At 38.0% G+C, this 26,629-nt stretch carries 23 protein-coding genes and 1 pseudogene; 21 read left to right on the forward strand and 3 right to left on the reverse strand.

From position 1 onward, the window contains the following. Nucleotides 1–15: 15 nt before the first annotated feature. Nucleotides 16–1,182 carry a CamS family sex pheromone protein gene (locus KDN24_RS04820; RefSeq protein WP_409970712.1) on the forward strand — a complete coding sequence of 389 codons (1,167 nt, stop codon included), beginning with the start codon at nt 16–18 and terminating at the stop codon, nt 1,180–1,182. Between the two features lie 202 nt (nt 1,183–1,384). Then, on the forward strand, nt 1,385–2,932 hold the full coding sequence (pruA, locus tag KDN24_RS04825) for an L-glutamate gamma-semialdehyde dehydrogenase (protein ID WP_491348323.1): 1,548 nt from the start codon (nt 1,385–1,387) through the stop codon (nt 2,930–2,932). A 216-nt stretch (nt 2,933–3,148) separates the two neighbouring features. On the opposite strand, the gene KDN24_RS04830 is transcribed toward pruA, so the two are convergent. Then, nucleotides 3,149–4,420: an FAD-dependent oxidoreductase gene (locus KDN24_RS04830; protein ID WP_409970715.1), complete on the reverse strand. Its 1,272-nt coding sequence runs from the start codon at nt 4,418–4,420 to the stop codon at nt 3,149–3,151. 422 nt (nt 4,421–4,842) lie between these two features. Between KDN24_RS04830 and aceA the strand changes: the two genes are divergently transcribed. From aceA to KDN24_RS04875, 9 genes and pseudogenes are all read left to right on the forward strand, one after another. After that, nucleotides 4,843–6,126 carry an isocitrate lyase gene (aceA, locus tag KDN24_RS04835; protein WP_409970716.1) on the forward strand — a complete coding sequence of 428 codons (1,284 nt, stop codon included), beginning with the start codon at nt 4,843–4,845 and terminating at the stop codon, nt 6,124–6,126. Nucleotides 6,127–6,338: 212 nt separating this feature from the next. Further along, nucleotides 6,339–6,794 carry a YueI family protein gene (locus KDN24_RS04840; RefSeq protein ID WP_409970717.1) on the forward strand — a complete coding sequence of 152 codons (456 nt, stop codon included), beginning with the start codon at nt 6,339–6,341 and terminating at the stop codon, nt 6,792–6,794. Between the two features lie 559 nt (nt 6,795–7,353). Continuing rightward, nucleotides 7,354–8,184 (forward strand): annotated as a pseudogene (locus tag KDN24_RS04845) (VanW family protein). 199 nt (nt 8,185–8,383) lie between these two features. Then, nucleotides 8,384–8,674, forward strand: a complete 291-nt coding sequence (gene gatC / locus KDN24_RS04850) for an Asp-tRNA(Asn)/Glu-tRNA(Gln) amidotransferase subunit GatC (RefSeq protein WP_409970718.1) — start codon at nt 8,384–8,386, stop codon at nt 8,672–8,674. A 13-nt stretch (nt 8,675–8,687) separates the two neighbouring features. Next, complete coding sequence (gene gatA / locus KDN24_RS04855) at nt 8,688–10,145, forward strand: Asp-tRNA(Asn)/Glu-tRNA(Gln) amidotransferase subunit GatA (RefSeq protein WP_409970719.1); 1,458 nt, start codon at nt 8,688–8,690, stop codon at nt 10,143–10,145. Nucleotides 10,146–10,158: 13 nt separating this feature from the next. Then, complete coding sequence (gene gatB / locus KDN24_RS04860; protein WP_409970720.1) at nt 10,159–11,586, forward strand: Asp-tRNA(Asn)/Glu-tRNA(Gln) amidotransferase subunit GatB; 1,428 nt, start codon at nt 10,159–10,161, stop codon at nt 11,584–11,586. A gap of 256 nt (nt 11,587–11,842) precedes the next feature. After that, a complete protein-coding gene (locus tag KDN24_RS04865; protein WP_409970721.1) occupies nt 11,843–12,916 on the forward strand; it encodes a LytTR family transcriptional regulator DNA-binding domain-containing protein in 1,074 nt (357 codons plus the stop codon). Nucleotides 12,917–13,075: 159 nt separating this feature from the next. After that, nucleotides 13,076–13,924, forward strand: a complete 849-nt coding sequence (locus KDN24_RS04870; protein WP_409970722.1) for an ABC transporter ATP-binding protein — start codon at nt 13,076–13,078, stop codon at nt 13,922–13,924. Beyond that, entirely contained in the window at nt 13,921–14,628 is a 708-nt protein-coding gene (locus tag KDN24_RS04875; RefSeq protein ID WP_409970723.1) for an ABC transporter permease, read from the forward strand. Before KDN24_RS04870 ends, KDN24_RS04875 begins: the two co-directional genes overlap by 4 nt. A gap of 131 nt (nt 14,629–14,759) precedes the next feature. Here the strand turns inward: KDN24_RS04875 and KDN24_RS04880 are convergent, their stop codons facing one another. Together KDN24_RS04880 and plsY are read right to left on the reverse strand one after the other, a co-directional pair. Then, complete coding sequence (locus tag KDN24_RS04880) at nt 14,760–15,692, reverse strand: manganese-dependent inorganic pyrophosphatase (protein ID WP_491348324.1); 933 nt, start codon at nt 15,690–15,692, stop codon at nt 14,760–14,762. Between the two features lie 79 nt (nt 15,693–15,771). Further along, entirely contained in the window at nt 15,772–16,392 is a 621-nt protein-coding gene (plsY, locus tag KDN24_RS04885; protein WP_409970724.1) for a glycerol-3-phosphate 1-O-acyltransferase PlsY, read from the reverse strand. 1,180 nt (nt 16,393–17,572) lie between these two features. Between plsY and KDN24_RS04890 the strand changes: the two genes are divergently transcribed. The 10 genes from KDN24_RS04890 to KDN24_RS04935 all read left to right on the forward strand — a co-directional run bounded on the left by KDN24_RS04890 (nt 17,573) and on the right by KDN24_RS04935 (nt 26,553). Next, nucleotides 17,573–18,148, forward strand: coding sequence for an RNA polymerase sigma factor (locus KDN24_RS04890; protein WP_409971232.1), 576 nt, complete (start codon nt 17,573–17,575; stop codon nt 18,146–18,148). Continuing rightward, nucleotides 18,145–18,621, forward strand: a complete 477-nt coding sequence (locus KDN24_RS04895; protein ID WP_409971233.1) for an anti-sigma factor family protein — start codon at nt 18,145–18,147, stop codon at nt 18,619–18,621. The genes KDN24_RS04890 and KDN24_RS04895 overlap by 4 nt, the downstream gene beginning before the upstream one ends. Beyond that, nucleotides 18,618–19,703: a hypothetical protein gene (locus tag KDN24_RS04900; RefSeq protein WP_409971316.1), complete on the forward strand. Its 1,086-nt coding sequence runs from the start codon at nt 18,618–18,620 to the stop codon at nt 19,701–19,703. The genes KDN24_RS04895 and KDN24_RS04900 overlap by 4 nt, the downstream gene beginning before the upstream one ends. A 71-nt stretch (nt 19,704–19,774) precedes the next feature. Beyond that, entirely contained in the window at nt 19,775–20,740 is a 966-nt protein-coding gene (locus KDN24_RS04905) for a hypothetical protein (protein WP_409971234.1), read from the forward strand. A 274-nt stretch (nt 20,741–21,014) separates the two neighbouring features. Continuing rightward, nucleotides 21,015–21,953, forward strand: a complete 939-nt coding sequence (locus KDN24_RS04910) for a diacylglycerol kinase (RefSeq protein WP_409971235.1) — start codon at nt 21,015–21,017, stop codon at nt 21,951–21,953. Nucleotides 21,954–22,496: 543 nt separating this feature from the next. After that, the gene (gene rlmD, locus KDN24_RS04915; protein WP_409971236.1) at nt 22,497–23,870 is read left to right on the forward strand and encodes a 23S rRNA (uracil(1939)-C(5))-methyltransferase RlmD; all 1,374 of its coding nucleotides are present in this window, start codon (nt 22,497–22,499) and stop codon (nt 23,868–23,870) included. 60 nt (nt 23,871–23,930) lie between these two features. After that, the gene (locus tag KDN24_RS04920) at nt 23,931–24,893 is read left to right on the forward strand and encodes a tRNA dihydrouridine synthase (RefSeq protein WP_409971237.1); all 963 of its coding nucleotides are present in this window, start codon (nt 23,931–23,933) and stop codon (nt 24,891–24,893) included. Between the two features lie 190 nt (nt 24,894–25,083). Further along, nucleotides 25,084–25,464 (forward strand): RidA family protein, encoded by a 381-nt coding sequence (locus KDN24_RS04925; RefSeq protein WP_409971238.1) that lies wholly within the window; start codon nt 25,084–25,086, stop codon nt 25,462–25,464. Nucleotides 25,465–25,647: 183 nt separating this feature from the next. Then, complete coding sequence (locus KDN24_RS04930) at nt 25,648–26,070, forward strand: DUF1801 domain-containing protein (RefSeq protein ID WP_409971239.1); 423 nt, start codon at nt 25,648–25,650, stop codon at nt 26,068–26,070. Between the two features lie 87 nt (nt 26,071–26,157). After that, the gene (locus KDN24_RS04935; RefSeq protein WP_491348325.1) at nt 26,158–26,553 is read left to right on the forward strand and encodes a VOC family protein; all 396 of its coding nucleotides are present in this window, start codon (nt 26,158–26,160) and stop codon (nt 26,551–26,553) included. Nucleotides 26,554–26,629 lie beyond the last annotated feature (76 nt).

A 26,629-nucleotide genomic window follows, 5' to 3' on the forward strand; every position in this document is an offset into this window, starting at 1 on the left:
AAGGTGGAAAAAGCCGTGAAGAAAATAATTGTGTTAACGTTATCTCTTGTCTTATTGCTTTCAGGCTGTGCACCGAACTTTAATAAGCAGGAAGAAGTTGTGCAGAACAAGGAAGATTCGAAAGCGAAAGCGATCATTCCTAACTATAAGATCTCAGATAAATATTATCATACCATTCTACATGATAAACCTGGGGAACCGAGTTATAAACCTGGGGAAACGAGAGGTCTTGTTGTTCAAAATATTAATACAAGAATTGACATAAATGAGTTTGAAACTGGATTGATGCGGGTTGCTCAAAACACATTCAGTACTGATAAATATATGTTTCAAGAGGGGCAATTCCTAAAAAGGGATGTAGTTAAGCTCTGGTTAAATCCGAAATTTACTAAAGAAGAAGTAGAAGCTAGAGGCTTAAAAGAAGAGCAAAACATCGGACTAAACCCGCTTGATAATGCTTCAGATGGAAAAAAGGAGTATTTGGCCCATATTCTGGAACATAACTACTATGCTAAAAATGATGATGGTAATTATAAATTAGCAGGGGCTGTGATAGGTTTAGCTCTGAACTCGGTTTACTATTATAAGGATGAGAATGACATCATGCGTGAAACAAAAATTAAACATGCTGAACTTGAAAAAGAAGGTAAGCAAATTGCGGAAGAAGTCCTTCGTCGTGTAAGAAATATAGCTGACTTAAAGGATATTCCAATTACCATTGCCTTATTTGAGCAGGAAAGCAAAACATCGGTTGTGCCTGGGAACTTTTTTGCCTATGCGAATGCAGGAAAGGAGAGTTCAAAGCTAGGCAACTGGGAGAAAGTTGATGAGAAATATTACCAATTCCCTTCAAGTGCTGCAAATGAAGCACATCGAGATGATTCAAATTCATTTTTGAATTTTAAACAAGATGTGGAAACTTATTTTCCAAATTTTAATGGTGTCATTGGCAGAGCTTTATATGCTCAAGGTCAATTACAGGAGTTAAACATTAATATTCCGATTCAGTTTTATGGAAAGGCAGAAGGAATCGGTTTTGTTCAATATGTAACAGGACTTCTTGTGCAACATTTTCCTGACTATATTTCTATACAAGTAAGCATTACATCTGTTAACGGTCCAGAAGCATTAATTGTTCGTAAAGCAGACCAAAAAGAACCTTTTGTTCATATCTATCAATAACTCGAACAATTTCCTTATTAAAATGGAATTTAAAAGCTAATTCGGAGTAATGATAAAGGGGATTCGATTCTAACTTCGCAATTTTTCGACGTTTGAAGTGATTTGACGATTCATGTTAAAATATGATGGGTACGGAAATATTATTAATATAGCAACAAGGAAATTTCTTGTTGTTATATTAGATACATAGGAGGATGGAATAATGGTACAACCATACAAGCATGAACCATTCACAAATTTTAAAGTAGATGAAAACCGTCAAGCTTATTTAGCCGGTTTAAAAACAGTTGAAGGTTATTTAGGACAAGATTATGATTTAGTCATTGGTGGGGATCGCATTACAACTGATGAGAAAATTGTATCGTACAATCCTGCTCATAAAGAAGAAGTAATCGGCCGTGTCTCAAAGGCAAACAAAGAGCTTGCAGAAAAAGCGATGCAAGCAGCGGTTGAAGCATTTAAAACATGGAAAAAAGTAAAGCCGGAAACGCGTGCAGATGTATTATTTAAAGCAGCTGCGATCATCCGTCGCCGTAAGCATGAGTTTTCTGCTCTATTAACAAAGGAAGCTGGAAAGCCATGGAATGAAGCGGATGCAGATACAGCAGAAGCGATCGATTTCTTAGAATATTATGCACGTCAAATGCTGCGCATTAAAGACGGCCAACGTGTGCATAGTCGTCCAAATGAATTTAACCGTTATGACTATATTCCATTAGGAGTAGGAATCATCATTTCTCCTTGGAACTTCCCACTTGCGATTATGGCGGGAACAACGGTTGCGGCGATTGTAACCGGAAATACGGTTCTTTTAAAGCCGGCTTCAACAACACCAGTTGTTGCGGCAAAATTCGTTGAAGTGATGGAAGAAGCAGGGCTTCCTGCAGGTGTGCTGAACTTCGTCCCAGGAAGCGGTGCGGAAGTAGGCGACTATTTAGTGGATCATAAAGATACTCGTTTCATCAGCTTCACAGGTTCACGTGATGTCGGTCTACGTATTTTCGATCGTGCTTCAAAAGTGAATGAAGGGCAAATTTGGATGAAGCGTTTAATCGCAGAAATGGGCGGTAAAGATACGATTGTTGTCGATAAGGAAGCTGATCTTGAATTAGCAGCTACTTCTATCGTCGCTTCTGCATTCGGATTCTCTGGCCAAAAATGTTCTGCATGCTCACGTGCTGTCATCGTTGAAGATGTGTACGATCAAGTGTTAAACCGTGTGGTTGAGCTGACAAATGACTTAACACAAGGAGACCCAGCAGACCAAAACAACTATATGGCAACTGTGATTGACCAAAGCGCTTACAATAAAATTATGAGCTATATTGAAATTGGCAAGCAGGAAGGAAAGCTGATGACAGGTGGAGAAGGAGACGATTCAAAAGGCTACTTCATTAAACCAACTGTATTCGCTGACCTTGCGCCAAATGCTCGTTTAATGCAGGAAGAAATTTTCGGACCAGTCGTTGGTTTCTCAAAAGCAAAAGACTTCGATCATGCGATTGAAATTGCGAATAACACAGAATACGGCTTAACAGGTGCGGTTATTACAAACAACCGTGCAAACATGGAAAAAGCACGTGAAGATTTCCATGTTGGAAACCTATACTTCAACCGTGGCTGTACAGGTGCGATTGTTGGCTACCAGCCATTCGGCGGCTTCAATATGTCAGGAACAGACTCAAAAGCAGGCGGCCCTGACTATTTATTGCTTCATATGCAAGCTAAAACAACATCTGAAATGTACTAATTTTTGTAAGAGTGGTTTGCCCAGTGGGGGGACCACTCCTTTTTTTGTTCGAAGAGTATGCTAATGAAATATCTAGATAGAAAGAGACTGTCCTATTTATATAAGCAAACAGAACAGTCTCAGAATAAAAATAATGCTACATAGCAGATCAAAAAAATCACGAGTAGAAATCATATTAAAAGGGCGATATTAGTCCTGATAACGATATCTCAACAATTAACTATACTGAGGACGCAGCTTCGCCCGTTTGTTAACATGCTGCTCTGCACTTAATGCTGCAACAGCACCATCAGCAGCAGAAATAACGGCTTGCTTGATCGGAGTTCTTCTCGCATCTCCTCCTGCAAAAACACCCTCTACATTTGTACGTAAAAGCTCATCAACCATGACATAACCTTCTTCATCTCTTATGACAAAGCCTTTTAAGAAGTCTGTGCCTGGCTTCATTCCGCCAAGATACAAGAAAACGCCATCAATCTCCCAAACTTGTTCTTCTTTTTTATCAGTCAAAATGACAATTTTCTCAACACTATCTGTCCCTACAATTTCTCTAAGACGATGGCGTTTATAAATTTCTACGTTCGCAAGAGATTCAAGACGAGAAAGATCAACATCCCCTTTTAAATTCTCAGTTGGTATTAAAAGCTTAACTGTATGACAGTATTTTGCCAGTGTTTCCGCCTCATGAATCGCTTCTTCATTATCACCTACAACCGCAACAACCTGATCTTGGTAGAACGCAGCGTCACATGTTGAACAATAGCTCACACCACGTCCAGTGAATTCCTCTTCGCCTTTAATCTTACTAGATGGAGCTTTTGCTCCAACCGCTATAAAGACACTTTTTGCTTTAACCGTCCCTTCGGCTAATTCAATTTTTTTAATTTCGTCTGTAAAATCAACTGAAAGAACCGTCGATCGAACGAATTCTGCTCCAAAATCATATGCTTGTGCTTGCATTCTCTCTAATAGTTCAAGCCCTGTAAGCTCTTCACGTACTCCTGGATAGTTGGCAATTTTATGTGTTATGGCAAGTGTACCCGCTTTAGGTGCTTTATCAATAACAAGCGTTTTTAATTTTCCTCTTGCCGCATACACTGCTGCCGAAGCCCCCGCTGGACCGCCACCAATTGTAACGAAATCATATACATCCTCAAGCATTTTTTCACGAACAGATTGAAAAATAGAGTGAGCAGCTTCATTGTTTTGTTCAGCATTTACTGTAGTTGCTGCTGCACGAACCGTTTCTTCAGTTAACCCAAGCAGTTTGAAAAACTTTTTTTCTTGAAAGCCTAGAACTAATTTTCCATCAATATATGTAGCAGGCGTACCGAAAACTTTACGTTCTTTTAATTGATCAAAATACTCTTTATGTATGGAAGCATTACGTTCTTCATATTCAAAACCCCATTCTGTTAGGGCAGCTTTTACTTTTTCACAATAAGGACAGCCAGTACTACTATAAACAATGATTTCCGGTTTAGCCATTAGATAAAACCTCCAAAATGTATTGTACATTTATAAAATACTATCTATTACAATCATAATATAAATACTAAATAAAAGTCAAACTCATTTAATAATTATTATAATTAAATTGATGAATTATTTACATTTTCTTCTGATTAACTGAGAACGGAACATGAAAAGTTTCATAGTACGATATGAGGTACAACTGTTGCTGCAAAAAGGTAAATTGATGTCCATTTTAAATTTTCTAAAAAATGGGTAAAAAAGTGTTTCATTTCACAAACTTCTGTTATATAATACAAATTAGTGAAATATATTGTATTATAACAACTGTAGTAAACATCATGATAACAGCTGAAACAAAATGCAACGGCACCTAATGATTTCACTTCAAGTATTTTTTGAACAAAGGAATTAATAATTGAGGGAGGAATAGTTTCATGTCTGATGCAAGAGTGCAACAACTAAAGGAAAGCTGGGAATTGGATGGACGATGGAAGGGGATTGAACGGCCATATAATGCGGAAGAGGTGATTAAGCTTAGAGGTTCGATTGATATTGAACATACATTGGCACTTAGAGGTGCGAAAAAGCTTTGGAAGCTAGTGAATGAAGAGGATTTCGTTCATGCATTAGGTGCTTTAACAGGAAATCAAGCCGTTCAACAAGTGAAGGCAGGCTTAAAGGCAATTTATTTAAGTGGCTGGCAAGTTGCTGCGGATGCGAACCTTTCGGGACATATGTATCCAGATCAAAGCCTCTATCCTGCAAACAGTGTACCAAGTGTCGTTAAGAGGATTAACCAAGCGTTACAGCGTGCAGACCAAATTCATTATTTGGAAGGGGATTCCACAGTCGACTGGTTTGTGCCTATTATGGCAGACGCGGAAGCAGGCTTTGGCGGGCAGCTCAACGTCTTTGAATTAATGAAGGGAATGATTGAAGCAGGAGCAGCAGGTGTCCATTTTGAAGATCAGCTATCATCGGAAAAAAAGTGCGGACATTTAGGTGGAAAGGTTCTGCTTCCAACGCAAACAGCAGTGAAGAACTTAATTGCTGCAAGACTTGCTGCAGACGTTATGGGGGTGCCGACATTAGTCGTTGCAAGAACGGATGCGAATGCGGCAGATTTAATTACGAGTGATGTGGACCCTTATGATGCACCATTTATAACAGGTGAACGTACACCTGAAGGATTTTTCCGAACGAATGCTGGTTTAGAACAGGCGATTGCGAGAGGATTAGCTTATGCACCATATGCAGATCTCGTTTGGTGTGAAACGGCAGAGCCTAATTTAGATGAAGCAAGACGGTTTGCCGAGGCGATTCATGAGAAGTTCCCTGACAAGCTGTTAGCTTATAATTGTTCACCATCCTTTAACTGGAAGGCAAAGCTTGACGACGAAACCATTGCCAAATTCCAGATTGAGCTTGGAAAAATGGGCTACAAATTCCAATTCGTTACACTTGCTGGCTTCCATTCATTAAATCACAGCATGTTCGAATTAGCTAGGGGCTATAGAGATCGTGGCATGGCTGCATACTCTGAGCTGCAAGAGGCTGAATTCGCAAGTGAGAAGGATGGATATACGGCAACACGACATCAAAGGGAGGTGGGGACAGGATATTTTGACCAAGTTTCAATGACCATTACAGGTGGGACTTCATCAACGACAGCGTTGAAAGGTTCAACTGAAGAGGAGCAGTTTACGGCTGCTAATTAATTATTACTTGCTTTAATGTCAGGTTCCATTCTATCGTGATTATTTTTTCTCCTATTATGCACCTCTCTTCGTTTGAAGAGAGGATTTTTTTGCTTACTTAGTAACATACTAACTTAATACAAACAAGTAAGAATAAAAGTGATGATATTTGCACCCTATGTTAAAATGAATCATACATAATTTATAAACGAAGTGTGTTAGGAGGTTGAAAGGTGTCAAATAACATCGACGACTATCTTCAACAAGGGATTCATGGTCAAAAACAAACAAATCCGGATGAGAGACGGAAATTTTTAGGGACAATTAGAGAACGAATTGTTATTGCCCTAACTCAATCACAAATTCGTGAAGCAGGAATTTATCCACAAGTAAGCGAGGCCTTTAAGAATAACAGCAATGCACATTTATATTTAAATGGAAATATGAATTACGCTGAGCTATCAAAATATACAGCTTTAGCGAATAAATATAAGATTGATTATACGATGGTAACGAATAAAGAACATAATTCTGACATCGGCCTTGCTCTTGCTTACGATTATGCGATTGATAAGGAAGAGATTTTTGTAACAAAGAAAATAGAAAAGAGAAAACTTCCGAATGAAAAGAAAAAAAAGGGAATGTTAAGCATCTTCTCGAAGGTTTTCAAGCGAAGAAGTCAAGAATGACTTCTTTTTTTGAGAAAAGAAACAAAGTGATAAGATTTCAGCTAGACGGTAAGTCAGATTAGAGTAATAGCAACCACTTTTCGAATATACTGGTCAGTTTTGAGAAAAAATCAGCGGCTTTTCCGATATACCGGCCAGATTTGAGAAGAAATCGGCCATTTATCGGAAATATCGGCCAGTATTGAGAAGAAATCGGCCATTTATCGGTTATATCGGCCAATTTTGAGAAGAAATCGGCCATTTATCGGAAATATCGGCCAGATTTGAGAAGAAATCGGCCATTTATCGGAAATATCGGCCAGATTTGAGAAGAAATCGGCCATTTATCGGAAATATCGGCCAGATTTGAGAAGAAATCGGCCATTTATCGGAAATATCGGCCAGTATTGAGAAGAAATCGGCCATTTATCAGTTATATCGGCCAATTTTGAGAAGAAATCGGCCACTTTTCGAATATATCGGCCAGTTTCGAGATATATCAGCAAGTCCCCAGATATTCCCCACTTCATTCCAATTAAACTTAATACTAAGAGAAATCCAATTATTTGGTGGTGATAGAATGAATCTAGTCGAATTAAGGCCGAAAAAACGCTCAGATTTTAGAATCCAAGTAGGCAAGTGGTTCTATACAATGAAGCGATATGTTGAATGGATGACAGACGGAAAAAAATATAGTCAGAATAGAAGCGAAAATCTTTTCTCGTATTCATTGTTTAGGCATCAAACGGTTTTATTAAGACAGCTAAAAGATGTCGATATGATATTACAATATAACAAGATTACTAATTTACAGATAGCAGTTCCACAATTAAATAAGATCATTGTTCATCCAGGAGAAACCTTTTCCTATTGGAAGCTACTAGGAAAAACAACATATAAAAAAGGTTATGTGGACGGGATGGTTCTTCATTACGGGACATATAAAAAGGGTGCTGGAGGAGGATTATGCCAGCTCTCCAATTTAATTTATTGGATCACTTTACATAGTCCATTAACTGTTACGGAAAGGCATCGCCACAGCTTTGATGTGTTTCCGGATACTAATCGGACTCAGCCATTTGGAAGTGGTGCCACATGTTCCTATAATTATCTTGATCTACAAATAAAAAATGAAACGAATCAATCTTATCAATTGCATCTTTATTTAACTGATACTCATCTTGTTGGTGAATAGAGGGGAGAAGAGCCGCCGCTTTATTCGTACGAGGTTTATGAAAAACAGCATGCAATCACACCAGCATATTGGGGAGGGTATCTTCGCCACAATGAAATACATCGGAAAGTGTATAATCGACAAAATGTCCTGCTTGAAGATGAATATATCACTGAAAATCATGCCATTATGATGTATGAGCCACTACTAGAAAGTAAAAATATAGATCGTTTATGAAGGAAAATATAGATTGTGGAAATCTACGACGGTGAATATATTTTTACCTTCATTCGAGAAACTGATGGAAGTTTCAATTTTGTGATAAAATAGCAGAGGAAATGGTTTACGTACGATATTTCATATTGCTTTAACGTGAGAAAGTTTGATAAGATTTAACTATTGTGTGATGGAACGAACATATTTGGAGGTGACGATCATGTCAAGAATTTCGATTGATCAAGTAAAGCATGTCGCGAACTTGGCAAGACTTGCAATAACAGAAGAAGATACAGAGAAATTCGCAAAGCAGCTCGATGCGATGATTTCTTTTGCTGAACAGTTAAATGAAGTGGATACAGACGGTGTAGAGCCTACCTCCCATGTATTACATATGAAAAATGTGATGAGAGAAGATATACCGCAAGTAGGATTGCCTCAGTCTGACGTACTGAGAAATGCACCAGATCATCAGGACGGGCAAATTAAAGTACCATCGATTATGGAGTAAGGGGGGAAGCGTCATGAGTTTATTTGATCATAAAGTATCAGACCTTCATGAGCTTTTACATAAGAAAGAAATAAAGGTGTCTGATCTAGTTGATGAATCATACAAACGTATTAAAGAAGTCGAGGATAAAGTACAAGCATTTCTAACATTAGATGAAGAAAATGCTCGTGAAACAGCTAAAAAAATGGATGAAAAGCTCGGAACGGAAGAGTCCAGTGGATTGCTGTTTGGAATGCCAATTGGTTTAAAGGATAATATCGTTACGAAAGGTCTGCGAACAACGTGCGGAAGTAAAATTTTGGAAAAATTCGATCCGATTTATGATGCGACCGTTGCAGGCAAATTACATAATGCAGAAACAATCACAATTGGAAAACTGAACATGGACGAATTTGCCATGGGATCATCCAATGAAAATTCAGCTTATAAAAAAACGCACAACCCTTGGAATTTAGACACGGTCCCAGGAGGTTCGTCTGGTGGATCTGCTGCATCAGTTGCGTCAGGTGAAGTATTGTTCTCACTAGGATCTGATACAGGAGGATCGATTAGACAGCCTGCAGCATACTGTGGTGTTGTTGGTTTGAAGCCAACATATGGCCGTGTGTCCCGTTATGGTCTTGTTGCATTTGCTTCATCCCTTGATCAAATTGGACCTATTACGAGAACGGTTGAAGACAATGCTTATTTGTTGGAAGCCATTTCAGGACTTGATCCGATGGATTCTACTTCTGCTAATGTCGCAGTTCCTAGCTTTGCTAACGCCTTAACGGGTGATGTAAAAGGAATGAAAATTGCTGTACCGAAGGAATATTTAGGTGAAGGTGTTGGAGAAGTCGCACGACAATCTGTATTAGATGCATTAAAGGTGCTAGAAAAGTTAGGAGCAACATGGGAAGAGGTGTCTTTGCCACACTCTCAATATGCGCTTGCGACTTATTATTTACTATCTTCTTCTGAGGCTTCAGCAAACCTTGCTAGATTTGATGGTGTTCGTTACGGCTATCGAACTGAAAATCCCCAAAATTTACTTGATTTATATAAAAAGACGAGAGCTGAAGGGTTTGGCGAAGAAGTGAAACGCCGGATTATGCTTGGAACATTTGCATTAAGCTCAGGCTATTATGATGCTTACTACAAGAAAGCCCAAAAAGTTCGGACATTAATTAAAAACGATTTTGATGAAGTGTTTTCTAAATACGATGTTATTATCGGACCAACTACGCCAACGCCTGCTTTCAAAATTGGCGAAAAGATTGATGACCCATTAACAATGTATGCAAATGATATTTTAACCATTCCAGTAAACCTTGCAGGTGTACCAGGCATTTCAATTCCTTGTGGATTTGCTAACGGCTTGCCGCTTGGTCTGCAAATTATCGGCAAACATTTTGATGAAAGCACGATTTATCGTGTTGCCCATGCGTTTGAGCAGGCAACAGACTATCATAAACAAAAACCTGCACTGTAAGGGGGGAGAAAGAATGGAATTCGAAACAGTTATAGGATTAGAAGTACATGTGGAATTAAAGACAGAGTCAAAAATATTCTCAGCAAGCCCGAATCATTTCGGTGCTGAACCGAACACGAATACAACAGTCATCGACCTTGGTTATCCAGGTGTATTGCCCGTTTTGAATAAAAAAGTTGTTGAATATGGAATGAAGGCTGCGATTGCACTTAATTGTGAAATTGCCCCGGTAACAAAGTTCGATCGAAAAAACTACTTTTACCCAGACAATCCGAAGGCATACCAAATTTCTCAATTTGATAAACCGATCGGTGAGCACGGCTGGATTGAAATTGAAGTAGATGGTTATAAGAAAAAAATAGGCATTACCCGAATTCATTTAGAAGAAGATGCTGGAAAGCTTACACATGGTGACGGTTATTCACTCGTTGACTATAATCGTCAAGGAACACCTCTTATTGAGATTGTGTCTGAACCAGATATTCGCACTCCAAATGAAGCATATGCTTATTTAGAAAAACTAAAATCAATTATTCAATATACAGGTGTGTCTGATTGCAAAATGGAAGAAGGCTCATTACGCTGTGATGCGAATATTTCCATCCGTCCAGTAGGTCAAAAAGAATTCGGCACGAAAACGGAATTAAAAAACTTAAACTCATTTAACTTTGTTCGTAAAGGACTGGAATATGAGGAAAAGCGCCAGAAGGAAGTAGTTCTTTCTGGAGGGGTGATCGGACAAGAGACACTTCGATATGATGAAGCGACAAATACAACGATACTCATGCGTGTAAAAGAAGGGTCAGATGATTATCGTTATTTCCCTGAACCAGATTTATTAGATGTTCATATTGATGAGGAATGGAAGGCGCGCGTTCGTGCAGAAATTCCAGAGCTTCCAGATGAACGGAAAAAACGTTATGTAGAAGAGCTAGGTTTACCTGCCTATGATGCGGCTGTTTTAACTGTAACGAAGGAAATGGCTGATTTTTTTGAAGCGACAGTAGCCTCAGGTGCAGAAGCAAAACAAGCTTCAAACTGGATGATGGGAGAAGTATCTGCTTATTTAAAGGCGGAGCAGAAAGAGCTTGAAGATACGGCTTTAACTCCAGCTGGTCTAGCTGGTATGATTAAGTTAATTGAGAATGGTACGATTTCCTCAAAGATTGCCAAACAAGTTTTTAAGGAGCTCATTGAAAACGGTGGCGATGCCGAGAAAATCGTCAAAGAAAAAGGCTTAGTACAAATTTCCGATGAAGGTGCTCTATTAAAAATTATTACAGAAGTATTGGATAATCATCCGAAAATTGTGGAGGATTATAAAAACGGAAAAGAAAAGGCTGCTGGTTCACTTGTTGGTCAAATTATGAAAGCAACAAAAGGACAAGCAAACCCTCCGTTAGTAAACAAGCTGTTATTAGAAGAATTGAAGAAGAGATAATAAAGGAAAGGGCTGTCCGATAAGTGCCTGGCTCTCTCCTCACAACACAATATAGAAAGTCGCTTTAGCTGCTTTTTATCTATATAAAGTGTTGGAGGTGCCAGGCTCTTTGTTTGGACAGCCCCTTTTAAAGTTGTTTTTTTCGACAGCGCCTTTAAATATTTCCCAGGAAAAGATACCGTTTTACAAAATTGGACAGGCATTAATTCATTTATGAAATTTGCTATATTTACTAATGTTAATAAGGTGATTGTCAATGAGTGTTTTAATCATTAAAGAGCTAGAAAAGCATGATGAATATACGATAGTATTTCCGGCTTTTAGTTTGGAAATTTCGGAGCATGAAGTAGTAGCTGTACATACGAGCACAAACGTTAGGTCTGCATTAATAAAAATGTTTATCGGTGAGCTTCCGATTGCGAATGGTGAAATAACTGTAAAAGCAAAAAGTCTTAAGCTTTCAAAACGAGATTATTTTTCTCACGTCGGCTTTCTTTTTCTCAATGAAGGACATTATGAGAGGCTTAGTGTAAAGGATAATTTTTCGTTTTTTAAGAAGCTGTATAACTCTCCTCTTTCTATTGCTGAGGCAATGAGTATTGTTCAGCTCGAAACGAAGAAAAATAAACGACTAAGCGAATTATCCTACTCAGAAAAGAGAAGGCTTCAAATGGGAAGATTGCTATTTCAAAATCCATCATTATTTATTTTTGAGGAACCTGATCAAAATGTTGATTTAGAAACGAAGCGGATATTTATAAAGCTACTGAGAGAACTAAAGGAAAAAGGAAAAGCAATCTTAATCATAACAGGTAATTTGGAAAGTGCAGTAGCTGCAACGGATCGGGTTTACCGTCTTGATGAAACTGGATTGCATCCTCTTGATATCCATCAGGAAGAGGAGGAGCCTTTTAAGGAACATACAGAAGTTGAAGAAAAAGAATTAGTGGATGAAACGAGAAAAGATGAAGAAATCATCGTTCAGCCAGTACGCTTCGAAAAAATTCCAACGAAGATAAATGATAAAATTGTGTTATTTGATCCACCAGAAATAGATTATATTGAAAGCAATGATGGACAATCAACGATTTATATTAACGGTGAGCTGTTTCCAAGTGTATTTACAATGAATGAACTAGAGAAGCGGCTGAATCCTTATGGATTTTTCAGATGTCATCGCTCTTACATTGTTAATCTGCAGAAAGTTCGTGAAGTCGTAACTTGGACGAGAAATAGTTTTACATTAGTGTTAGGCGATGCGAAAAAGTCATCTATCCCATTATCAAAAACAAAAATGACAGAATTAAAGGAAATGTTAGGGTTGAAGTAATCTCCATTCTACTTAAATAATGTACCATTCATCCTCAAAATAACTCTTTTCACAGAGAAAATAATGCGGCGATTCATAATGTCTAATACGATTAAGTCAGAAAAGCGAAAGCGTTTGGCTTAATCGCTGTTGTGAGACAAATCGATTTGGAGGATAAAAATGGAGAACATTATCGAAGTAACAAGATTAGCGAAAATGTTTGCAAATCAACCAGCATTAAAAGACGTTTCATTTAATGTGAAAAAAGGGGAGACATTTGGTTTTTTAGGACCTAGTGGTTCTGGAAAAACGACAACAATCAAAATATTAACAGCTCAGCTCGCACAAACAGATGGAGAGGCACTTTTATTCGGGGTGCCAGCTTCAAAGTTAAAAGAGGCCAATTTTCGGAAAAGAATTGGCGTATTGACAGATAATAGTGGGCTATATGAGCGCTTAACTGTATATGAAAATTTAAAGCTTTATTGTGATCTGTATGATGTAGCATATACACGAATCGATGAAGTATTAGAGATTGTCAATTTAATAGAAGCAAAAAAGAAGGCTGTTTCAAAGCTTTCTAAGGGAATGCTGCAGCGTGTAACTTTAGCAAGAGCATTTTTGCATAATCCAGATTTATTATTTTTAGATGAACCGACATCGGCACTTGATCCAGTAAACACAAAACATATTTATAAAGGTTTAGAAAATATGAAGGCGCAAGGAACGACAATATTCCTGACTACACATGATATGAATGAAGCAGAGGAACTTTGTGATCGCGTAGCTTTTTTAAATAATGGGGCGATTCAATTGCTTGATTCACCAAAAGCGCTTCGACAAAAATTTGCGGATGATACGCTAACAGTGGAGCTGACAGATGGGACGAAGGAAATTATTAATCGAGGTCCTAGCGGTGCAAAGAAAATGTATGATTTTATGTCAGAAAATAAAGTTGTTTCTATTTATTCTAATGAGCCTACACTTGGAGATATTTTTGTTGAAGTTACAGGGAGGAAACTATCATGATTTTTTCATTCAAACGTTCGATTGCGATTCTTCAGAAAGATTATAAAGATATTTCAAAAAACTTATTTGTTTCCTCATCGATTTTCATGCCGATTCTTCTAGCTTTTTTTTACGGTCAATCGGGAGTTGGAACGATTTATGAGCATTATATGGTTATCAATCTATCATTTTGCATAGTAGCTGCTTATATTCAATGCTCACTTATAGCCGAAGAAAAAGAAAAGAATACATTGCGCGGATTAATGCTTTCCCCAGCAAGCACACTTGATATATTAGCAGGCAAGAGTTTATTAAGCTTCATAACGACCATTCTTGTGATTGGGGTCTGTGTATATTTGACAGACTATAAACCTGAAAACTTGCTTATCGTTTCGATTGCGATTATTTTATCTACACTTTTTTATATCGGTTTAGGAACAGTGCTCGGGTTAGTAACAAAATCAGTCATGGAAGCATCCGTTATTATTTTGCCGTTTTTGTTCTTCTTCTCTTTCGGATCAATCTTAATAAATTTTGCTGATAAATACCCTATTTTAAAATTAGCTGAGTATTTGCCAAATGTCCAAATTATTGAATTGGCAAATGAGGTTCAACTAGGTGCTGGATTTACGGATGTGTGGTTTAATTTAATGATTATTGCTGCTTGGGTGGTTGCGATATTTATACTTGTAGTAGTCGTTTTTAGAAAAAGGATGATGGATTAAAAAGAAAAGCGCTAGGCGCTGGAGCTAGACAATTCTATATCTCTACACAGCAATAAGTAAAGCCGGTGTTGGCCTTATTCGAAAGTGAAACGAATAGGACATACCGGCTTTTACACTAGGCTAATCAATTTTTATTTTTCAGCTAATGCTCTTGTCAAGTTAGGAACGATTTGCTTTTTACGTGATACGACCCCTTTTAAAAGGGCGCTGTTATTTTCAAGTGTAACATCATATGCCTCTTCAACTGCTTTTGTTTCATTCCCAATTGCGATGACAACAGAGTCGCTGTTTAAAATATCTGTTAGGACAAATAGGAATAAATCTAATTCTTTCTTTTTAACGACTTCAGAAAGAATGGCCTCAAGTTCTGATTGACGACTAAGAACATCATTTAAATCAATGGCGTTAACTTGAGCAATTTCCGTTTTGTAGTTGCCCATTTGGAATTCTTTCGCATCAAGAGAAATTAACTCTTCTAATGATTTATCGCTTAAGTCTGCACCAGCTTTTAACATAGCAAGTCCATATTCTTCTGCATTTACTCCAGCAATTTCAGCAAGTTCACGAGCTGCTTTCACATCTTCTTCCGTGCAAGTTGGTGATTTAAAAAGTAATGAATCCGAAATAATTGCTGAAAGCATTAGACCAGCTGTTTCTTTACTAATTTCAATATCATTTTCACGATACATTTTTTTCAAGATTGTTGCCGTACAGCCAACTGGTTCAGCGCGATAATATAAAGGATCACTTGTTTCAAAGTTAGCAATTCGATGATGATCAATAACTTCAAGAATTTTTACATCACGAATATCATCTGCACTTTGTTGAAATTCATTATGATCAACAAGAATAACTTCATCAACTTCCTTTGATACTGCTTCAACAAGGCGAGGCGCAGAAGCTTTGAAATACTCTAATGCATAGTTTGTTTCACCATTTACTTGGCCTAAACGAATAGGTTCAGCATCAACACCTAGTTTTGTTTTTAATTGTGCATATGCAATAGCCGAGCAAATTGAGTCAGTATCAGGGTTTTTGTGTCCGAATACAAATACTTTTGACATAATCTTTCTCCTTAAATAAATAAAATAATAATGATCGTAACCTGTTGTTATTTTACCATATAAATAATCATGGGAAAAATCAAATTGCCTTGTTTTTTGGCGGAATACGGTCATCTTTCAGGTGCTTGTCATTTATTTTGGGTTCTTTTTTGTGAATATAATTATTGATGTTTGAGCGGTGAAGAAAAATTAATAATAATAGAAAAAGAGAAAAAATAAGTTCATGCCCTTGACCGGGTGTAAAAAATGAATAAATAAGCAATGAAACGCCAACTGACAGAGACCCATAAAAAACATATTTAGTTAAATAAATAATAAATACGAAAGAAAAATAGGCTACAAAAAACATCCAAATATTTGAGACAAGTAAGACGCCTGCTGTTGTAGCAATAGCTTTCCCACCTCGAAAGCCTGCAAAAATGGGAAAACAATGTCCGACTACCGCAATAAGTCCCGTAAACAATGGTTCGACTCCAATGTGAAAAAGGGCAGGCAATGATGCAGCAAGCACACCTTTTCCAACATCGACTAGTAAAACAAAAATAGCTGCTTTTTTTCCAAGCACTCGAAGGGTATTTGTCGCGCCGGGATTATGGCTTCCATGTTCCCGGATATCAATATTATAAAGAAATTTACCAACAAGAAGTGCAGTAGGAAAAGAACCGATTAAGTAAGCAAGCAGAAATAGTAATATTGTCATCAAATCATCCTTTATCGCAGATTAACGATCTGTAAGCTCCCCCACTTCAAGAAGTTGAGTTAAGGAAAAAATTCCTAAGTGGGGGATCAACAGCTCGTAAAGGCCCGATTGGTTTAACTAACAATCAGTGGGGAATGAAGGCAGACTAAGTGCGTTACATCCTGTCGCAACTCTGCACTAGTACATCCTGTGCATTGGAAAACCCCACTGATTGAAGTTTCACTTTATCGCAGATTTAAGATCTGTAAGCTCCCCCACTTCAAGAAGTTGAGTTAAGGAAAAAATTCCTAAGTGGGGGATCAACAGCTCGTAAAGGCCCGATTGGTTTAACTAACAATCAGTGGGGAATGAAGGCAGACTAAGTGCGCTACATCCTGCCGCAACATCTGTACTAGTACATCCTGTGCATTGGAAAACCATCACTGATTGAAGTTTCACTTTATCGCAGATTAATGATCTGTAAGCTCCCCCACTTCAAGAAGTTGAGTTAAGGAAAAAATTCCTAAGTGGGGGATCAACAGCTCGTAAAGGCCCGATTGGTTTAACTAACAATCAGTGGGGAATGAAGGCAGACTAAGTGCACTACATCCTGTCGCAACATCTGCACTAGTACATCCTGTGCGTCTGAAAACCCCACTGATTGAAGTTTCACTTTATCGCAGATTTACGAGAAATATTATCGATATTTTATCATAAAAAGTCTAGTATTGAGAGTTCCTAATAGGAAATACAAATCGTTTGTATCTTTATTTTAAGTTTATAACTATAATAAAGATATATAACAAAGAAAATGAAGGTGTTTAAAATGACAACTGCTATTATTTTAGTTATCATATTGACGCTCGCCTCAATTATATTTACACTTCTTTTTTTACGAAAAGGAGATCAAAATTATAGTAATTCTGCTAGACGAAACACGACGAATCTTACTGTCATATATGCTATAGCCATTTTTTTATCACTAATAGCTCTAGCTATATATATTCGGATATTTTAGTTTGTATACAAGCTCTTTTTTCATTGTAAAAAAATTTTTAAAAGAATGCTTGGGATTTGCTATTATCTCTCTTTTTGATAATAGCATTTTTGATCTCAGGCTTTTTTTTCTGTTCTAAAAAAATTTTTTAAAAAAATTTTATTTTATGTGTAGGGGAAAGTCATTTTATTTTCGTCTATTATGATGGAAGCTGTCAGAAAGGGGGAGAGAGTGATTAGCGACCAAGATCTGATCCTAAAAATTAATCATGGCAATGATCATGCTTTTCGTTTATTAGTCGAAAAATACCGTAATGATTTGTTCCGGACAATTTATGCGGTATTAAGAGACAATAAAGAAGCGGAAGATGCCACACAAGAAGTGTTTATTAAGATTTATACCTCTCTCTCCCAATATGAGAATCAAGGCTTTAAAACATGGATAACGAGAATTGCTGTTAACCATGCAATCGATGTGAAAAGAAGGAAGGATCGCAAGCAAGAAGATATGCTTGATTCAGTCCAATATGATACTATCGGCTCAGAAAGGGAAAGTGTTGAAACAGAAGTAATAAATAATGAGCGTCGAAACCTCGTGCGTAAAAAGCTTCACGAGCTTCCAGAAAACTATCGAAATGTCATTTATGATTTTTATATCGCTGAAAAAAGCTATCAGCAAATCGCTGAAGAGCAAGAAGTTCAAGTAAAAACAATTGAAATGAAACTATACCGCGCCCGTAACTGGATTAAAAAGCATTGGAAGGAGGAAGATTTTTCATGAAACATTATTCTTATGAAGAGTGGATGACATATGTGAAAAATGAGGTAGACAAAGAGGCCCGCGTGGCATTTGAAAACCATCTTTATAACTGTGACCAATGCTTAAATAGCTATCTTCAGGCGGTTGCGGAGGTGGAAAATGATTTACCGATCATTGAAAATGAAGCAGAATTTACGAATCTTGTTATGGCACAAATTGCTGAAAGCAAGCTGCCATCCCTTAAGGATAAAAAAGAAAGACGGAAGACTGGAAAACCATTTTATCAAACGGCTATTTTCCATTATTCAGTCGCAGCAGCAATGACGATTCTTTTAATGTCGACTGGGGTGTTTCAGTCGATTACAAAATATACTGAAAGTGTGCAAATGCCAAGCTTCCACCAAAAAGAGCTATCTGTAACGGAAGGGCTTGTTGATAAGACATTTGCTTGGATGGATTCATTAGACAAGAAAAGTAAGGGGGCAAAAAAATAATGAAAAATCCAATTATTGCATTTCTGCTGGGATTTTTCCCGGGAGGGGGCTTGCTATATTTAGGAAAAGTATTACGTGGGCTTGGCTATCTGTTCGGTGAGTTTGTTCTTATCGCCATTACCTTTTTGATCGTCGTAGATGGGGGTGGAGATATTGCTTTAATTGTCGTGTTCATCGGTGTAGTACTTTATATTATTAGCTTAGTTGATACGGGGATTACCGCTTCAAAGCTTCTTCATCCTAAGCAGCCTGTGCTTCAGCCAAATGGTATTGAAACAACGAGCGAAAACGACGTTGAGCGATTCCGGACAATTCTCCTTTCATTTATCCCAGGAGTAGGCCATTTTCAACTTGGCTTAATGAATCGAGGCATCACGATCTTAACTGCATTTCTTGGATTAGGTGTGATGGTATTTTTCGTAGCCATTTTGACACATAGAAGTGAGTTTTTAATATTTTGGGCTATTTTGCCCGTCATTTGGGTGTACGGTTTTTTCGATGCAATCCAGCAATTAAATTTAAAGCAGCGTGGTGAACAATTAGTTGACCGCACCATCTTGGAGGATTTCGAATCACGTCGAGAAGAGGGGAAAAAGAGCAAAGCAATTGCAACATTTCTATCGATTTTCCCCGGTGCAGGACATCTGTATCTCGGAATGCAGCGTAGAGGAATCCAATTAATGGCAGCATTTCTTTTCTCAATCTATATATTAGATGTATTGCGCTTAGGAATTTTCTTATTCTTCATTCCAATTATTTGGTTTTATAGCTTCTTTGATGGATTGCAAAGAGCTTCTAAATATGGGGATGAAGAGTTGGATGACACACCTATCATTTCTTATTTAATTAATCATCAAAAATGGCTAGGGATCGGGTTTGTTTTGTTAGGCTTGTATTATTTAACGACAAATATTCTTCTTCCGATTATGTCGCCAATGCTGGCCGAATTAATTAACATTGATCTCAGAAATTGGTTTGAGCGTTATTTCCAAACAGCTGTTGTGTGTGTACTGCTAATAGGTGGCGGTTTGAAGCTGCTTTTAGGAAAGAAAGACAAGAAGATCGAAGTGCCTGAAGAGTAGGATGGGCAGTATGATGGAACAGACAATGATCCATTAAATAAAAATGAATCACATAGAAAGGTGGTTTTTACATGAGAACGTGGCGGGTTGGTACTTTTTCAATGGGAGCCTCGCTCCTTTTTCTCGGTATCTTTCTTCTATTATCTCAAATATTCGGCTTTAAACTCGTACATGTTATGATGTCATGGTGGCCAGTCATTTTAATAGTTCTCGGACTTGAAATATTAATTTTTCTTTTTCTATCACGCCAAGAGAAGCCATTTTTAAAATATGACTTTTTTAGTATCTTTTTTGTAGGAATATTAGGAATGGTTGGGATTGGGTTTGCGATCGTCAGCTCGACTGGAATTTTAGACAAAATGGATGAGGCTTTACAAAGGGAAGAAAGAACGATCGATCTTCCTGAACTTGAATATAGCATTAAGAACACCGTACAGAGAATTGTTGTGGATACAGGTGACTATCCGCTTGCCATTGAAGGTACTTCAGATAATGCTATTTCTCTATTTGGAACGTACAGGGCTAACGCTGGGAAGAAAGAAAAGCTCCTTTCAAATGCAAATGATTACGTTTTAATTCGTGAAAAAGGCGATACGCTTTATGTGAGTATAAAAGGCCTCCCTAGTGAATCAGTCGGACCATTCAATCGATACAGCAGTAGCAGTCTTTCAGCGACAATTCTTATTCCGAACGATATTAAACTAGAAGTTACTGGAAATGATAATTCGATTGTGTTAAAGCCACGAGCCTTAACGAGCGATTGGACAATTGATCGAGCTTCGACCCTTTCTGTACAGATGGAAAAAAATAGTGATGTAATGGTTTTGGCAAAAGGGTTACTAGAGATTCAAGGTGATCAGACTAATTGGAATGTGACACGTGAGCAAGTAGAAGATGTAGAAGAAGTAGAAGAAACATACTCCGATGACGAGGTTTCGGAGCAGCCGATTAAACTAGCTACATACCAAACAGGTCAAGGAACTCACAAGCTGCAAGTCACGAATAGCTATCGGGTTGATGTAAACATAGTTAATTAAAGAAAATCGGTGTATATTTTGAGTAAAAGTCCAAAAGACGCGGTATTAAAGTTAAAAAAACACTAATTTCTTTGAGGGCTTCCGATTCGGAAGTCTTCTTTTAAGCCTATTTATCGTAATAATGAGAATAGGTTATGGATAAGGAAAAAAGTGGGTAGGCTAAATGTGGATTCCGATCGTTGAAATCCGTAAAAATTGCTTCCATTGAGGGTTTTCGATATGATGATTAAAAGATGGAATAAGGATATTAAGTTGACAAATAGGATGATGGGGAATGAAAAGAGCAAGAATTATTTATAATCCAACTTCTGGACGTGAGATTTTTAAGAAGAATATAGCGGATGTGTTACAAAAACTAGAAAGAGCTGGTTATGAAACATCTTGTCATGCAACAACTGGTGAGGGCGATGCGACAACAGCGGCTCGAATTGCAGTAGAGCGCCGTTATGATTTAGTGATAGCTGCAGGGGGAGATGGAACAATTAACGAGGTTGTGAACGGATTAGCCGAACAAGATTATCGTCCTAAGCTTGGGGTTATTCCTACAGGAACGACAAACGACTTTGCGAGGGCTCTCCAAATTCCACGTGATATTGATGCAGCCATCGATATTATTGTGAAGGGCGATACGATCCCTGTTGATATCGGCCGCATAAATGATAAATATTTTATTAATATTGCTGGCGGAGGAAGATTAACAGAGCTTACTTATGAAGTTCCGAGTAAGCTAAAAACGGTGATTGGTCAGCTCGCTTATTATTTAAAAGGGATTGAAATGCTCCCTTCCATTCGCTCCACTGAAGTAAGCATTGAGTATGACGGAAAGATTTTTGAAGGAGAAGCTATGCTATTTCTCGTCAGTCTTACAAATTCAGTCGGTGGCTTTGAGAAACTAGCTCCTGATTCTTCGATTAATGACGGAATGTTCTCGTTGCTAATTTTAAAAAAGACGAACCTTGCAGACTTTATCCGTATTGCAACATTAGCTATTCGCGGAGAACATGTAAACGATGCAAATGTTATTTACACTCAAGCGAACCGAATTAAAGTGCAGTCAAGCGAAAAGGTTCAGCTTAATCTAGACGGTGAATTCGGAGGGTTTTTACCTGCTGAATTCGTGAACCTTTATCGACACCTTGAAGTATTCGTACCAATTGACCAAATCCGTGAACAGGACTTGCCGAGAGATTGGGAAAGCAGCAGTAAATCATAGAATGAAGCTCGTTCCGATGAGGAGCGGGCTTTTTTAGTGTATTTATATAGAGTTGGGCAAAAATAAATGAACGTATATAGCTGATAATTTGGGTGCCGGCCAATGAGGTCGATTCTCTGGAAAGACGGAAAAGAATCGGCCTCAAAGGGTGCGAATAAGGTCGATTCTCTGGAAAGACGGAAAAGAATCGGCCTCAAAGGGTGCGAATAAGGTCGATTCTCTGGAAAGACGGAAAAGAATCGGCCTCAAAGGGTGCGGATAAGGTCGATTCTCTAGCAAGATGGAAAAGAACCGACCTCAAATAGTGAGAATTGATTCAGATCTCAGCAGTAATAATGAAGGAGATTTCGTATTCTTTCTCAGAATATGCTACAATTTCTTTTGGCTAGTAGGAAAATAAAAATTTATTAACGCACTAAAGGAAAAAACATTTAAATAAAATTAGCGTTTAAAATACCGCATAAGAAAAGCTAAGGTATTTGCTGAAAGTACTTGGCGAATTCCTAGTTTTTCCAATTAAATAATTTGGTGGGGAAGTAAAGAATGAATAGAACATTACCAGTGCAAAAAAATGATTATATAGATGTTATCGTTGAAGATTTAACGCATGATGGAGCAGGGGTTGCGAAGGTTGATGGCTATCCACTATTTGTCCCGAACACGCTCCCAGGTGAAAAGGCAAAAATAAAAGTGATCAAAGTAAATAAGGGGTATGGTTTTGGTAAGCTTATCGAGATTTATGAAGAGAGTCCATATCGAGTTAAACCTTCCTGCTTAATTTACAAGGAATGTGGAGGCTGCCAGCTTCAGCATGTAAGCTATGAAGGACAGCTGAAGGCGAAGGAGAAGCAGGTTCGTGATGTGTTAGAGCGGATTGGCAAGCTTGGAAACGTGAAAGTCCATCCCGTTCTAGGAATGCAAAATCCATGGCGCTATCGCAATAAGGCCCAAGTTCCGATAGGTGAACAAGAGGGGGGACTCATTGGCGGTTTTTATCAGCAACGCTCCCATCAAATCATTAATATGAAGGAATGCATCATTCAGCAAGAAAAAAATGATGAAGTGGTGCAAACGGTAATCGACATTTGCAGCCGTTATGGTGTTCATGCATATAACGAGGGAAAAAATAAAGGCGATCTTCGCCACATTATGGCACGCTACGGACTTGTAACGGGTGAGGTAATGGTCGTTCTCGTTACAAGAACGGCTGATTTACCTCACAAAAATAAAATGATTGAAGACATTATTTCACAAATTCAAGGGGTTAAATCCATTGTTCAAAATATAAATCCGAAGAAGACGAATGTGATTTTCGGTGAGGAAACGAAATTATTATGGGGAGAAGAAGTCATCTACGATTTCATCGGTGACATTAAATTTGCTATTTCTGCGCGCTCCTTCTACCAAGTAAACCCAGAGCAAACGAAAGTTCTTTATGAAAAAGCGTTAGAATACGCTAATTTGACAGGTGAAGAAAATGTCATCGATGCCTATTGTGGAATTGGTACAATCTCCTTATTCCTCGCCAAAAAAGCGAAAAAGGTATTTGGGGTAGAAATTGTCCCTGAAGCGATTGAAGATGCCAAACGAAATGCAGAGCTTAATAGTATTTCAAATGCTGAATTTGCAGTTGGAGAAGCAGAAGTCGTTATCCCGAGATGGTTTGAGGAAGGGAATGCTGCTGACGTTTTAGTTGTTGACCCGCCTCGTAAGGGCTGTGATGAAGCTCTTTTGCAAACCATAATTGACATGAAGCCCAAAAAAGTAGTTTATGTCAGCTGCAATCCGGGAACATTGGCAAGAGATTTGCGAATATTAGAAGATGGTGGATATAAGACAGTAGAAGTGCAACCGGTCGATATGTTTCCGCAGACGATGCACGTCGAGTGTGTCTCGCAACTCGTTTTAAAGATGTGAATCATAATAAACACTTCGCAGTAATAATAGACATCCATAGTGAGAGGATTTGGATTTGACATGATAGATAATTTTTGGCGTGATTTACCACGACCATTTTTTGTACTTGCACCAATGGAAGATGTGACAGATGTTGTTTTTCGTCATGTAGTAAGTGAAGCCGGTCGACCGGATGTATTTTTCACAGAGTTTACGAACTCGGATAGCTATTGTCACCCAGAGGGCATGAAAAGTGTGCGTGGCCGTTTGATTTTTACAGAAGATGAACAGCCAATGGTGGCACATATTTGGGGGGATAATCCCGAATATTTTCGTCAAATGAGTATTGGCATGGCAGAGCTGGGATTTAAAGGCATTGATATTAATATGGGTTGCCCAGTACCGAATGTGGCTTCAAGAGGGAAAGGGAGTGGCCTTATTCTCCGTCCAGACGTTGCGGCAGAACTTATTCAAGCAGCAAAAGCGGGCGGACTCCCTGTCAGCGTGAAAACACGACTTGGCTATAACGATGTAAATGAGTGGGAGAAGTGGCTGACACATATTTTAAAACAGGATATTGCGAACCTTTCTATTCATTTACGTACAAGAAAGGAAATGAGCGAAGTAGATGCGCATTGGGAGCTAATTCCGGAAATCAAAAAATTACGTGACCGTATCGCACCAAATACGCTTCTAACTATCAATGGTGACATTCCTGACCGTCAAACTGGGCTGCAGCTTGCTGAACAATATGGCATTGATGGCGTGATGATCGGGCGAGGTATTTTTAAAAATCCTTTTGCTTTTGAAAAAGAGCCAAAAGAGCATAGCAGTAAAGAATATCTTGATCTATTAAGACTGCAGCTTGATCTTCAAGATCAATATGCGGAAGTACTGCCGCGCTCAATCACAGGGCTTCATCGCTTTTTCAAAATTTATGTCAAAGGATTCCCTGGAGCTGCAGAATTAAGAAATCAATTGATGAATACGAAATCAACAGATGAAGTGCGTGCATTGCTTGATAACTTTGGAAAAGAATGTTGATGGGCGTGGATAGTAGTTGCGAAGCTTGAATTAATGTTGTAAACTGAAAAAACTCTTTCGATAAGAAGCAATCGTTTATTATAAAAAAATACATGGCAACTAACCGACAATGGCAGTTGCCTTTTCCTTTTTAATCAAAGATCTAATATGCTATAATTTGAGACTAGCTTACATATGGAGGAGGATAATCATGACAAGAAAGGCTTATGATGCGAAAGGGACGGTTGCTTCAGGACCGTATTCACATGCAGTAGATGCAGGGGAATTAGTATACTTTTCAGGACAAACGGCGATGAACTCAGTTTCAGCAGAAAAAATGAGCGGGGATATTACTGCTCAAACGAAGCAATGCTTTATTAACTTATTTGAAGTCTTAGAATCAGCTGGCCTGACACCAGATGACGTCGTTAAAGTGAATGTATATTTAACGGATATGAAATACTTTTCTGAGATGAATGAAGTATATAAAACACAGTTCTCTGAACCATATCCTGCTAGGACATGTGTAGCTGTTTTAGCATTGCCACTTAATGCGGATGTAGAGATCGAAATGATTGCAAAAAGACCATAACTTCTAGAAATTTAGTAAATGACTCCGGTATGCGTATGCTCCAGAGTCATTTTTTTCATATTTTAGCCTAAGTATTCTTGCTTGCTTCTTAAATATTCAGTATATTTTAATTAACACTACTAACGATTGAAAAAAAGATTCGGATATGAGAGATAATAGTCATGATGAAGGGAGGAAAGCTATATGTATGAACTTAAAACGAAGGAAAATGATCATAATGTCATTGAATTTATTGAAAAAGTTGAAAACATCAAAAAGCGGAAAGATGCCTATGACTTGCTAGATATTTTTTCTGAAGTGACAGGATTTGAGGCTAAAATGTGGGGACCTAGCATTATTGGATTCGGCTCTTACCATTATGTATATGCGTCAGGGCATGAAGGGGAAGCACCGTTAGTTGGCTTTTCACCTCGTAAAGCAAAAATCAGTCTCTATTTTACAATGGGGGAGAAAGAGCGAGAAACATTGCTAGAGAGTTTAGGAAAGCATACAACTGGCAAAGCTTGTGTTTATATTAATAAACTTGCGGACATAGATGTAGATATTTTAAAGAAGCTAATTGTCCATTCAGTTAACTACTTAGAGCAAAAATACTCTAAGAACTAATTTAAAAAAATGCTAATTATTCTATTGAGATTTAACAAAATTTCAATATATCTATTCAAAAATTTATTTCATTACAGGAGGTTTATTATGGGAAGAGTCGTTCATTTTGAAATTCATGTTAGTAATATGGAACAAGCAAAAACATTTTATGGAGAGGTATTTGGCTGGACGTTTGAAGACTGGAGCGGTTATGCAGGAATGCCGTACTTTGGAGTAAAGACAGGAAGTGAAGATGAGCCTGGAATAGATGGTGCTTTAATGCAACGGCAAAGCGCCTCACCTGAAGTAAATCAAGCCTTAAATTCATATGTTTGTACAATTGGCGTGGAAGATTATGATACAACGGCGGCTAAAATCTTGAAGCAAGGTGGTCAAGTGGCCATGCCTAAATATGCTCTCCCTGGAATGGCGTGGCAAGGCTATTATTTAGATACTGAGGGTAATATTTTCGGGATTCATCAGCCTGATGTGAATGCTAAATAAAGTAACATGATTGTCTAAAAAAGCTCATCCGATTCAATGGTTGAGCTTTTTTGTATGATATTTAAATGATAAATTG

Origin of the sequence: Cytobacillus sp. Bva_UNVM-123 (assembly GCF_046351715.2) — a bacterium.
Lineage (GTDB): Bacteria > Bacillota > Bacilli > Bacillales > Cytobacillaceae > Cytobacillus.